The organism is Xanthomonas hyacinthi, from assembly GCF_009769165.1.
Classification (GTDB): domain Bacteria; phylum Pseudomonadota; class Gammaproteobacteria; order Xanthomonadales; family Xanthomonadaceae; genus Xanthomonas_A; species Xanthomonas_A hyacinthi.
Genome location: NZ_CP043476.1, coordinates 786993 through 799517 on the forward strand (window position 1 = coordinate 786993; position 12525 = coordinate 799517).

At 70.2% G+C, this 12525-nt stretch carries 6 protein-coding genes and 1 pseudogene; 3 read left to right on the forward strand and 4 right to left on the reverse strand.

From position 1 onward, the window contains the following. Positions 1-40: 40 nt before the first annotated feature. Both FZ025_RS03630 and FZ025_RS03635 read right to left on the reverse strand, forming a co-directional pair. Positions 41-781, reverse strand: a complete 741-nt coding sequence (locus FZ025_RS03630; protein ID WP_046979268.1) for a LytR/AlgR family response regulator transcription factor — start codon at positions 779-781, stop codon at positions 41-43. Then, positions 778-1833, reverse strand: coding sequence for a sensor histidine kinase (locus FZ025_RS03635; protein ID WP_046979269.1), 1056 nt, complete (start codon positions 1831-1833; stop codon positions 778-780). The genes FZ025_RS03630 and FZ025_RS03635 overlap by 4 nt, the downstream gene beginning before the upstream one ends. A gap of 279 nt (positions 1834-2112) precedes the next feature. Here FZ025_RS03635 and FZ025_RS03640 point away from each other — a divergent pair, with 279 nt between their 5' ends. Further along, positions 2113-2625: a hypothetical protein gene (locus FZ025_RS03640; RefSeq protein WP_046979270.1), complete on the forward strand. Its 513-nt coding sequence runs from the start codon at positions 2113-2115 to the stop codon at positions 2623-2625. Positions 2626-2664: 39 nt separating this feature from the next. Continuing rightward, positions 2665-4423: pseudogene (locus FZ025_RS22665) on the forward strand (chloride channel protein). A 208-nt stretch (positions 4424-4631) separates the two neighbouring features. Here the strand turns inward: FZ025_RS22665 and hrpA are convergent. Continuing rightward, positions 4632-8807 (reverse strand): ATP-dependent RNA helicase HrpA, encoded by a 4176-nt coding sequence (gene hrpA, locus FZ025_RS03650; protein WP_104557633.1) that lies wholly within the window; start codon positions 8805-8807, stop codon positions 4632-4634. 94 nt (positions 8808-8901) lie between these two features. On the opposite strand from hrpA, the gene FZ025_RS03655 reads away from it, so the two are divergent. Next, positions 8902-9468 (forward strand): Dps family protein, encoded by a 567-nt coding sequence (locus tag FZ025_RS03655; protein WP_046979770.1) that lies wholly within the window; start codon positions 8902-8904, stop codon positions 9466-9468. Between the two features lie 338 nt (positions 9469-9806). Here the strand turns inward: FZ025_RS03655 and FZ025_RS03660 are convergent, their stop codons facing one another. Then, positions 9807-12314 (reverse strand): S9 family peptidase, encoded by a 2508-nt coding sequence (locus FZ025_RS03660; protein WP_046979771.1) that lies wholly within the window; start codon positions 12312-12314, stop codon positions 9807-9809. Positions 12315-12525 lie beyond the last annotated feature (211 nt).

Consider the following 12525-nt stretch of genomic DNA (forward strand, 5'->3'; position numbering starts at 1 on the left):
GATTTGGGGTGAAAGGAGACCCGCCGGGGCGAGGCGGACGCTACCCGCCCATGCGAGCGAACAAGGCGTCGCGATAGCGCCGGCTGAGCCGCAGGGTGCGGCCGTTGCGGAGATGGAGGTCGTAGTCGCCCTTGAACAGCGGCGTCAGCGATCCAATGCAGGCGAGGTTCGCCGCGGCCGACCGGTGGATGCGGACGAAGCGCTGTTCGCCCAGCTGCGCCAGCAGATCCTGCAGCGTCCTGCGCATCAGGTAGGTGCGCGCGGCGGTATGCACATGCACGTAGTTGCCGTCTGCTTCCAGCCATTCGATCGAGGCCGCATCGATCAGCTGTAGCCGCTCGCCATCGGGCACGAGCAGGCGCTCGCATGCAGGAGTGCGCGCGCGTCCCATCGCCACCGCCGCGGCACCGGACTCGTGTGCGCTGAGCCGCTCGCGCACGCGCTGCACGGTCAGCGCGAGCCGGTCGCGGTCGTAAGGCTTGAGCAGGTAGTCGATCGCATTGAGGTCGAACGCCTTCACGGCATGCGCATCGAAGGCGGTCACGAACACGATCAGCGGCGCGCTCGACGGCTCGAGCTGCGCCGCGACCTGCAGCCCAGACAGCGTCGGCATCTGGATGTCGAGAAAGGCCACGTGCGGGCGCTGCTGCTTGATGCACAGGGCCGCGGACAATCCGTCCTCGGCCGATCCGACCACCGCGATGCCGGGCTGCTCCGCCAACCAGCGCTCGAGCTTTTCGCGCGCGGGGGCTTCGTCGTCGGCGATCACGGCGCGGATCATCGCGTGGCCTCCGCCAGCGGGATCGAGACGCGCGCGGCAACGCCGTCGCCCTCGTTACGGACAATCAAGGAGGCGGCATCGCCGTAGATGATGCCCAGGCGCTCCCGGCAGTTGCGCAATCCCACCCCGTCCTGCCTCCCCGGCGCAGGCAGGGTGGAGCAGGAATTGTGCACCACGATCTCCAGCGAGCCGCCTGCGTGTCGCGCACTGACCGCGATGGCGATGGGCACCAACGTGGGCTCGACGGCATGTTTGAACGCATTCTCCAGCAAGGGCTGCAGCAGGAGCGCAGGGACACTGGCGTCGAGCAGTGCGGGGTCCACCTGCCATGTCAGCGTCACCCGATCCCGGAACCGCTCGCGCATGATGTCCGCATATCGCTCGAGTGTGCGCAGTTCCGCGGACAGCGGCGTCATCTCGTTCTCGATGGTGCCAAGGCTGGTGCGCAGCAGGTCGCCGAGTGCCGCCAGCAGGCGGTCGGCGCGTTCCACGTCGCTGTGCATCACGGACGAGACGGTGTTGAGCGCGTTGAACAGGAAATGCGGCCGCAGCTGCCCCTGAAGCTGCGCCAGCTGCGCCTCGGCCAGCGCCTTCTGCGTTTGCAGCAGGCGATTCCGCTGCAGTTGCCACTGGTCATGGGACTCGAGCCCGAACAGAATCCCCAGCCATAGGCCCACAAAGACGCTCAGCTTGGTGGTCTCGTACACGAACAGGTAGCGCCAGCCCGGGTGCTCGTAGGTGAGGCCCATTGCGGCATAGATCCCGTGCCGTAGCGCATACACCGCCACGATGAAGGTGACGGCGATCACCGGCAACCAGCGCAGGTAGCTGCCGAACCAGATCAGGGGCTGGTCCAGATAAGCCGCATGACGTCCGCGCACGCGGACGGCAAGCCAGATCCAGCCGGTCGCGACCAACGCGGAACTTCCCTCCGACAGCACCCCTTCCCACCAGTGGGTCTGCGGATTACTCAGGCGCTCCTGCACGGAAACGCCGATCATGAGCAGCCAGAACGCCACCCACAACACGATCAGCGCTTTCGGAGTGGACATCGCGCCGCTGGCAGCGAGGGCGCCTGCCCGTGGCGGACGAGATGGCGGGTTCATGATGGGCAAGTGTACCCACGGCATTCCGGGCGGGCGTGGCCTGCGGGGCAAGCGGGACATACACGGGGCGAAAGGGCCGATAGCGGGGACAAGCTCCGTAGCACCCCATCGACCGGCATTTGGCTAAGCGACCGGACCCGGGGCTGGGCCGAGCGGCCGCCGCGGGCGCCAGACGCGGCGCGCTTGCGACTACACTACGCCGCACTCCACTGCCCGGATCCCGCCATGCTGCTTGCGCGCCTCACTCCCCTGGTCCTGTGCGCGGTGCTCGCCGTGGCCGCCGCTCCCGCCGCCGCGCAGCGCGCCGTGGCCGGCGATTTGCAGACGCAGATGTCGGCGCAGCAGTTCAAGGCCGCCGGGCTGGACAAGCTGTCGCCGCAGGAACTGGCCGCGCTGAACGACTGGCTGCAGGGCAAGGTCGCCAACGAGACCGCGGTGGCGCTGCAGAAGGCCAAGGAAGAAGGCCGCCAGGAAGTGATCGTGAAGAACCGCGGCTTCTTCGACTTCGGCAGCCAGGAGCCGATCGAGAGCACCCTGGTCGGCGAGTTCACCGGCTTCTCCAAGGGCCGCCGCTACGTGCTGGCCAACGGCCAGGAATGGGAGCAGACCGAGTCCGCCAGCCTGAGCAGCGTGCACCGCAGCGCGCCCAAGGTGAAGATCACCCCAGGCATCATGGGCGTGTGGTACCTGCAGATCGACAATTACAACACCCGCGCAAAAGTCCGCCGTATCAAATAGGCGCGTGCCGTGAACGTGCGCCAGCACCGGCGGCTGGGCCTGGCCGATGCCTCGCACAGCCTCGCCGACGCGCTGCGCCGGCGCTTCCGCGCCAGCGATGTCTGGTTCATCGCGCTGGCCCTGCTGGTCGGCCTGCTCGCCGGCCTGCTGACCCTGCTGCAGAGCGGCCTGGCGCACGGCGCGCAGGCCTGGCTGTACGGCCTGGACGTCGATGCCCGGCTCAGCGCGATGCCCGAACTGAGCCTGGGCCAGTTGCTGGTGCTGCCGTTGGGCGGGCTGCTGGTCGGCCTGCTCGGCATGGCCGCGCGCGCGCGCAAGCGCCAGCTGATCGATGCGGTCGAAGCCAATGCGCTGTACGGCGGGCGCATGTCGATGCGCGACAACCTGATCGTGTCCGCGCAGACTCTGCTGTCCAACGGCTGCGGCGCTTCGGTCGGGCTGGAGGCGGCGTACACGCAGATGGGCGCGGGCAGCGGCTCGCACCTGGGGCGGATCCTGCGCCTGCGCCGCGCCGACATCCGCACCCTGGTCGGCGCCGGCGCCGGCGCGGCCATCGCCGCCGCGTTCGGCGCGCCGCTGGCCGGCGCGTTCTATGCGTTCGAGATCGTGATCGGCGCCTACTCGCCGTCGGCGCTGGCGCCAGTGGCGGTGGCCTCGCTGGGCGCGGTGTTCGTGGCCCAGGCCGCCGGCGTGCAGCCGTATCTGTTGCCGGCCTCGGCGGCGTCCGCGCTGGAGGCGCGTGACTACCTGCTGTATGCGTTGCTCGGCGCGATCTGCGCGCTGCTGGCGGTGGCGGTGATGCGCCTGGTCGCGGCGATCGAGCAGGCGGTCAACCGCAGCCCGCTGCCGCGCTGGGCGCGGCCGGTGGCCGGTGGCCGGCGGCCTGATGCTGATCCCGCTGGCGCTGATCACCCCGCAGGTGCTCTCCTCCGGGCACGGCGCGCTGCACCTGGACCTGACCAGCCCCACCTCGCTGCAATGGCTGGGCGTGCTGTTGCTGCTCAAGTGCCTGGCCTCCGGCATCTCGCTGGGCTTCGGCTTCCGCGGCGGCCTGTTCTTCGCCTCGCTGTTCATGGGTTCGCTGGTCGGCGGCCTGTTCGCCGGGCTGTTGAACCTGGGCAGCGGCATGGCCCTGGTCGACGGCACCGCCGCCTCGCTGGCCGGCATGGCCGCGCTGGCCGCGGCGGTGGTCGGCGCGCCGATGACGATGGCGATGCTGGTGCTCGAGGGCACCCACGATTTCGTGCTGGCCAGCGCGGTGATGGTGGCGGTGCTGGTGGCCAACACCATCGTGCGCCAGGTGTTCGGCTATTCGTTCTCGACCTGGCGCCTGCACCTGCGCGGCGAGACCATCAAGAGCGCGCGCGACGTGGGCTGGGTCAAGCACCTGAGCGCCGGCCGGATGATGCGCCAGGACGTGCACCCGCTCGCCGCCACCACCTCGGTGGCCGAATTCCGCCGCCGTTTCCCGCTCGGCTCGGGCGTGCGCGTGGTGCTGGAGGACGCACACGGCCACTACGCCGGGCTGGTGACGCTGGCCGCGGCCTATGCCGACGGCGTCGATGCCGGCGCGGCGATCGTCGCCTACGCCGGCAACCGCGACGTGGCGCTGCGCGCCGAGACCGACGTGGTCACCGCGATGCGCCAGTTCGACCTGACCCAGAGCGACGAACTGGCGGTGGTCGACGAACACGGCAAGGTGCTCGGCGTGCTGACCGAAAGCTTCGTGCGCAAGCGCTACGCCGAGGAGCTGGACAAGCGCCAGCGCGAACTGATGGGCGAGCGGGTCGACGATTGAGTGAGGGGCCGGGATTGGGGATTGGGGATTCGTAGAAGCGACTACGGATGTCTGATGGGCAGGGATGACCAGCCATTCGGCTGTGGAAAAGCGGGGAATCGTGATTCGGGATTCGTAAAAGCGACTACGCATGTCTGATCGCGCGCTTTGCGCTTCTACGAATCCCCAATCCCCGCTTTTCCACAGCCGAATGGCTGGTCATCCCGAATCACCGCACTCCAGCCACCCGCTGCGCCAGCTTCTTCGCCGAGATCCCGGGCTTGGCGCCCAGCTCCTGCGCGAACAGCGACACGCGCAATTCCTCCAGGTCCCAGCGCAGCGCCTGCCACTGCGGATCGGCGCTGCGCCCGGCCGCGGCGGCGTCCGCCAAGGCATCGACGAAGGGTTTGAGTTCCAGCATCCGCGCCTGGTCGCGCGCCGGATCGCGCTTGGCGCGTTCGGCGCGCAGAATCATCGCGCGCAGGTAGCGCGGGAACTGCGCCAGCGCCGTCGCCGGCGTTTCGCGCAGGAAGCCCGGATGCACCAGCGCCGCCAGCTGCGCGCGCAGGTCGTCGAGGTTGCCGCTGGCCCAGCCCATCAATGGCGATTCCAGCTGCGGCTTCAGTTCCGCCGCCGCGCCCATGATCGCCTCGGCCAGCTTCAATCGCTCCATCGCCTCGCCGAACAGTTGCTTGCCGACCGCATCGCGGCGCTGGGCGAAGCCGCCCGGGTCACGGATCGCGTCCAGGCCCTGCTCGAGCAGCGCGTTCAACGCCGCGTCCACCAGGTCGCCGCACAGCCGCTCCTGCGACTCGATCGCCGCATACAGCAGCCCGGTCTTCGGCGACACCGGCAGCTGCTTGCGCGCCTGCTTGACCTTGTCGGCCAGCGCGATTTCCAGCAACCGGCGCACGCCGCGCGGATGCGCCGCCTCGGCCTGCGCGCGGTCGGCGAAGATGCGCAACGCCGCGGCCTCGCTCTCGTCCACCAACGCCGGATACGCCGGCACCCCGGCTTCGCCAGGCACCTGCAGCGGGATCGGCGCGGACGGGAACTCGCGCAGCCCGGCCGCGGCCATCTCGCGCCCGGCGCGCGCGGCGAACGCCTGCCCCGCGCGATCACCGAAGCGCGCGCGCAGCGCCCCCAGATCGCGCGATTCGGCCAGCACCTTGCCGGCATCGTCGCGCAACCGCAGATGCATGCGCAGGTGCGGCTCCAGCGCGCCGTCGTCGAAGTCCAGCACGCTCAGCGCCGCGCCGGTGGCACGTTGCAGGAAGCGCGCCAGCTCGCCGCGGATGTCGTCTGCGCTCGGTTGCGGGAACGCCTCGTAAAACGCGCGGGCGAAGTCCGGCGCCGGCACGTAGTTGCGCCGCAGCGCCTTGGGCAGGCTGCGGATCAGCGCCGCGGCCTTGTCGGCGACGAAGCCCGGCGCCAGCCACGACAGCCGCGCCGCGTCCAGCGCGTTGAGCAGGTGCAGCGGCACCTCCAGGGTCACCCCGTCGTCGGCCGCACCGGGTTCGAATGTGTAGTGCAGCGCCAGCCGCGCGTCGCCCAGCGCGAAATACTTCGGATAGCGATCGGCCTCGCTGCCTTCGCCCGGCAGCAGATCGGTCAGCGACCAGTGCAGCGCGCGCCGCTGCTCCGGCGGCAGCGCCTTCCACCACGCGTCCAGGCCGGCGGCCGAGTGGATCTCGCCGGGGATCCGGTCCAGGTACCAGCGCGCCTGCCAGTCCTCGTCGGCGACGATGCCGGCGCGACGCAGCTTGGCTTCTTCCTCGTGCGCCTGCGCCAGCACTTTCTGGTTGTCGGCGACGACGCTGGCGCGGGTGTTGATCTCGCCCGGCACCAGGCCCTGGCGCACGAACAGTTCGTGCGCGCCGGGCGGGTCGATGCGGCCGTAATGCACCGGCTTCTTCGGCGCCAGCACCAGCCCGAACAGGCTGATCTGCTCCGACGCCAGCACCTGCCCCTGCGCGCGCGACCAATGCGGGTCGAAATGCTTGCGCGCCAGCAGGTGCGGCAGCTCGGCGATGACCCAGTCCGGCTCGACCGCGGCGTTGGTCATGCCCCACACCTTCTGCGTGTCCAGCAGCGTGGCCGGCAGCACCCACGGCGGCGGCTTGCGGGCAAGCGTGGAGCCGGGGAACAGCAGGAAGCGGCGCTGCCGCGGCGCCAGGAAATCGCCCTTCTCGGTGCGATGGCCGACCTGGGTCGGCAGGCCGGCGAGCAGCGCGCGATGCAGCGCCTGGTAGGCGGCGGCGCGTTCGCGCTCGCTCGCACGTGGCGCGTCGTCGGTTTCGTTGGCGGGCGACGCGGGCCTGGGATCGACCGACGGCACTACGGCAGGCTCGCTGCGCCCTTCGCGCGCCAGCCGCGCCGCGCGATGCAGCTGCCCGCGCGTGGCGCGCGCGCTGGTCTGGGCATCGCGGGCCGGCGGCGGCGACGCGGCGCCGGCCAGCAGCGGCAGCAGCGAGGCCGCCGCCGGCTCCTCGCTCCAGCCCAGTTCCTCGCACAGCAGGTGCAGCTGGCGATGCAGTTCGCGCCACTCGCGCATGCGCAGGAAGCCGAGGAAATGGCGCCCGCACCAATCGCGCAGCTTGGACTGGGTCAGCTCCTCGTGCGCCTGCCGATAGCCGTCCCACAGGCGCAGGATGCCGACGAATTCCGAGCGCGCATCGGCGAACCTGGCGTGCGCGTTGTCGGCCGCCTCGCGCGCTTCCGGCGGGCGCTCGCGCGGGTCCTGGATGCCCAGGAACGCGGCGATCACCAGCATCGGCCGCAGGCAGCCGTGCTGCTGCGCGGCCACCAGCATCCGCGCCAGCTTCACGTCCACCGGCAGCCGCGCCATCTGGCGGCCGATCTCGGTGAGCTTGCGCACCCCGTGGCGATCGGGCTCGCCGACCGCGCCCAGTTCCACCAGTTGCTGCCAGCCGTCGGCGACCGCGCGCTCATCCGGCGGTTCCAGGAACGGGAAATCCTCGATTCGCCCCAGCCCCAGCTGCAGCATGCGCAGGATCACCCCGGCCAGGCTGGAGCGGCGGATCTCCGGATCGGTGAATTCCGGCCGCGCCTGGAAATCGGCCTCGGCGTACAGCCGGTAGCAGATGCCTTCGGCCACGCGCCCGCAGCGGCCCTTGCGCTGGTTGGCGCTGGCCTGCGAGATCGGCTCGATGTGCAGCCGGTCCAGCTTCTGCCGCGGGCTGTAGCGCTTGACCCGCGCATAGCCGGGATCGACCACGTAGCGGATCCGCGGCACCGTCAGCGAGGTCTCGGCGACGTTGGTGGCCAGCACCAGGCGCCGCCGCGGGCCGGGATTGAACACCCGGTCCTGGTCGCTGTTGGACAGCCGCGCGTACAGCGGCAGCACTTCGGTCTCGCGGTACTTGCGCCGCTCCAGCGCCTGGTGCGCATCGCGGATCTCGCGTTCGCCGGGCAGGAACAGCAGCACGTCGCCGCGCGCATCCAGCCGGGTGATCTCGTCCACCGCGGCCACGATCGCATCGTTGACGGTGAGGCCGGGATTCGGGATTCGGGATTCGGGATTCGTAACGGCGGATGGCCGTGAGCGTTCGGCATTCCGGGCTTCCGAATCCCTACTCTCCAATCCCGGCTCTTCCAGCGGCCGGTAGCGCACCTCCACCGGATAGGTGCGGCCCTCGACGCTGATCACCGGCGCGCCGTCGAAATGCTCGGCGAAGCGCGCGGTGTCGATCGTCGCCGAGGTCACGATCACCTTCAGCTCCGGGCGCTTGCGCAGCAGCTGCTTGAGGTAGCCGAGCAGGAAATCGATGTTCAGGCTGCGCTCGTGCGCCTCGTCGACGATGATCGTGTCGTAGCTGGACAGCCAGCGGTCGCTGGCGATCTCCGCCAGCAGGATGCCGTCGGTCATGAACTTGATCCGGGTCTCCTCGCCGACCCGGTCGTTGAAGCGCACCTGGAAGCCGACCGCCCCGCCCACCGGCGTGCGCAGCTCCTCGGCTACGCGCGCGGCCACCGCGCGCGCGGCGATGCGCCGCGGCTGGGTGCAGCCGATCATGCCGGCGGCGCCGCGGCCGGCGGCCAGGCACAGCTTCGGCAGCTGCGTGGTCTTGCCCGAGCCGGTCTCGCCGGCGATGACCACCACCTGGTGCGCGCGGATCAGCGCCACGATGCGCTCGGCCTCGCGCGCGATCGGCAGCTGCTCGTCCAGGGTGATCGCCGGCTGCGCCGCCGCGCGCGCCTGGCAGCGCGCCTGCGATTGCCCCAGCGCCTGCTCGAACGCTGCCTCCAATGCGGGATTGCCGGGCGCGGCCTGCCAGCGCGACCATAGGCCGAACAGGCGGCCGCGGTCGCGGGTCAGCGCCGCGTCGATCGCGTCGCGGCGCTCGCGCAGGCGCACGCCCAAGTGTTTCTCGATAGCGTTCATCAATCGGATGCCGTTGAACTTTGAATAACAGCGCATGCTTTAGTCTGTCTATTGTGACGCCATATCGTTCCCAACCCCTCAAGAGGATTCCCTGATGGCCAAGAGCAAGACCCCCGGCAAGACCAAGAGCCCCGCCAAGCAGGCGGCGTCCACCACGCCGCTGGCGGCGCTGGCGCCGTCCGCGCCCAACATCGATATCGGGATCGGTGGCGGCGACCGCAAGAAGATCGCCGACGGCCTGTCGCACTTCATGGCCGACGCGTTCACCCTGTACCTGAAGACCCACAACTTCCACTGGAACGTGACCGGGTCGATGTTCAACTCGCTGCATCTGATGTTCGAGACCCAGTACACCGAGCAGTGGGCGGCGCTGGACGACGTCGCCGAGCGCATCCGCGCGCTGGGCTTCAACGCGCCGGGGTCGTACAAGGAATACGCCGCGCTGACCTCGATCCCGGAAGAGCCGGGCCTGAGCGACAGCGCCGACTGGCGCGAGATGGTGCGCCAGCTGGTGGTCGGCAACGAGGCGCTGTGCCGCACCGCGCGCAAGGCGCTCAAGACCGCCGACGCCGCCGGCGACGACCCGTCGGTGGACATGCTGACCCAGCGCCTGCAGACCCACGAGAAGTACGCGTGGATGCTGCGGTCGCTGCTGCAGTAAGCCCTGGGGCTTCGCCCCCTGGCGGGCTTACCCAAAGTTTCGCCGATGGCGAAACCTTGGGCCCCTGCTCACTCGCCTGCCACAACCCGCGCCTGTCGGCGCGCGCCCTTGCCTCAAGGGGGTTGTGCGGCGGTGAGCTTCATGCTGCTGCAGCTGTGGGATCGCGAAATGCGACGTCCCCCCGGTTTTGAGTGGCAGACCGGTTTGGAATCCAATTCCCCATAGCGGCATGAAACCGAGCATGGTCCTGCGCGGCGCGGCGTCGTTCCGACCTTGGTCGAACGGCGCAGGCGGCGGCGCAGCGGCCGCGCCCGCCTGCGCCGCCGCCCGTGGACTACCTACTGCTTCTGCGCTGTCGCCTTCGCCGCAGCCGCGCGCGGCTGCGCATTCTTCACGTAGCGATCGAACCACTCCAGCATCTCCGCCACCACGTCCTCGTTGGACTCGCGCGCGCTATACCAGTGCGGTTCGAACGGCAGCAGTACCAGCCGCGCGGTGCCGCCGTTGCCGCGGATCGCCTGGAACAGCCGCGGTGCCTGGGTGGTTTCGGTGCCGGGGTTGGCGTCGTCCATGCCGTGCACGATCAACAGCGGTTCGTCGATCTTGTCGGCGTGGAAGAACGCCGAGGCCTGCGCGTAGACCTCCGGCGCGGCCCAGAACGAGCGTCGCTCGTTCTGGAAGCCGAACGGGGTCAGGGTCTTGTTGTAGCTGCCGCTCGTCGCCACGCCGGCGCGGAACAGGTCGGTATGCGCCAGCAGGTTGGCCGCCATCAGCGCGCCGTGGCTGTGGCCGGTGACGCCGATCCGCTGCCGGTCGACCACGCCCAGCTCCACCGCCTTGTCCACCGCGGCGGTGGCGTTGTCCACCAGTTGCTGCAGATAGGTGTCGTAGGCGGTCCTGGGATCGCCGACGATCGGGAACGCGGTGTCGTCGATGATCGCGTAGCCGGCCAGTAGCAACAGCTGGTAGGAGCTCAGGCGGGTGAAATCGCGCTCGTTGGCGCCGCTGACCTGGCCGGCCTTGGACGGGTCGGCGTAGTCCAGCGGATAGGCGTACAGGATCGCCGGCACCCGCGTGCCTTCCTTGTAGCCTGGCGGCGTGTACAGGGTGAACGACAGCTCCACCCCGTCCTTGCGCGTGTAGGTCACCAGGCGCTTCTTGATCTGCCGTACCAGCGGCGTGGGATCGGGAAAGCGGGTGACCGGCGCGACGCTCGATGCGTAGACCGCTTCGCCCGCCGCCGCAGCGGGCTGCGCCTGGCCCAGCGCGCGCAGGTACACGTTCGGCGGATCGGTCGGCGACTGCCGCCAGGTCAGCAGCCGGGTGGTGTCGTCGCCGGCGAACCCGGCGAACACCTCGTCGACGCTGGCCTCGCTGCGGAACAGGCGCTCGGTCTTGCCGCTGGCCAGTGCGTAGCGGTCCAGGAACGCGCGGTCGCCGGCCGGCGTGGCGCCCTGCCCGCTCAGGAACAGCGCGCCGCGGTCCTCGTGCAGCACCGCTTCGCCGTTGCCCAGCACGCGCAGTTCCGGGGTGCCGGGATCGGCGTACAGATCGTCGGTGGACAGGTCGAACAGCACCCGCCCGGGCGTGCCGGGGCGGTCGGCGTCGAGCAGCGTGGTGCGCCGCCAGTGCCGGTTCTCGTCGTATTCGTCCAGCAGCGCCTGGCCGCCCTGGGCGAACCAGGACAGGCCGGCGTAGCGCTGGGTCACCCGCGCCAGCTCGCGCGGCTTGGCGGTGAACGGCGCCGCCAGAGTCAGCAATTTGTCGCGCGCGGGCACGGCGGCCTTCCAGTCGCCGCCGTCCAGCGCCTCGGCCCAGACCAGCGTGGCCGGCTGGTTGGCCCGCCAGGCGTACGCGCGCGGGCCGGTCGGCACGCCCTGCACCGGCACCCGGTCGGCCACCGGCAGCTTGGCCAGCACGCGCTCGCGGCCATTGGCCAGGTCCAGCACCGCCACATCGTGGGCGAACCGCGCATAGGTGGTGACGTAGGAATACGGCCGCTTGAGCCGCTCCACGCGCACATGGCGGCCGTCGGGCGCGCCATCGACCGCGGTATAGACCGCCGGCGCGCCGACCTTGCCCTGCTTGCCGCTGGCGGCATCGACGGTGAGCAGCTGCGAGGTGGCGTAATAGGTGAACAGCGCCTCGTCCTCGGGGCTGGACAGCGTGTCGCGCGCCTCGTAGGTGCTGCTCTCGCCCTTGCCCTGGATGGTTTCCTTGACCTCCGGGCCGGGCGGCACCGCCGCCTTGCGCGGCGCCACGCCCAGGTCCTGCGGCACGGTCTTCAGCAGCAGCGTGTCGCTGCCGCCCAGCCACTGGATCTCGCCGCCCAGCACCGGGTTGAGCTGCACGCCGTCGATGCGGCGCACATCGCCGGTGGCCACATCGCCCAGCCACAGTTCGACGCGGTCGGCGGCGGTGTTGTTGAAGGCGAAACGGCGCCCGTCCGGCGACCACACCGGCAGCGCCGGACAGGCGCCGGCCGGCAGGGTCACCGCGCTCTGCCTGCCGCTGGCCACATCGACCAGGCTGAAGCCTTCCAGGCAGGCGCGGATGCCGTAGCCGTTGGACATGTCGTGGCGGCTGTGGCTGCGCGGCTCCACGCGCACCCCGGCCAGCTTCAGGTACGGCTCGGCAACGCGCGCGATCGGCGGATACTGGGTGCGCTGCACCAGCAGCAGGGTCTTGCCGGTGGGATCCAGCCGCGGCGACGGATTCAGCGGCGCGCGCATCACCCCCAGCAGCGGCTCGGGCGGCTGCCGGTAGCCGCTTTCCGCGGCCGAAGCGGCGAACGGCAAGGCGCTGGCGAGCGCTAGCGACAAGACCCACCGGTACAGCATGACCATAGAAATTATCCCTTGGCGAATGGCTGCGGAAACGTAGCACACCGTACTAGCTTCTCCAGTCACGCCACCAAACACACCGCAGCTGTTCCCTTCTCCCATCGGGACCATGGCCCCCTTTTCGGGGGAAGGTGGCCCGCAGGGCCGGATGAGGGTCCGGGCACAGCCTCGTGCACCCAACTCAGCGGGACGCTTCGCGCCGTACCCTCACCCC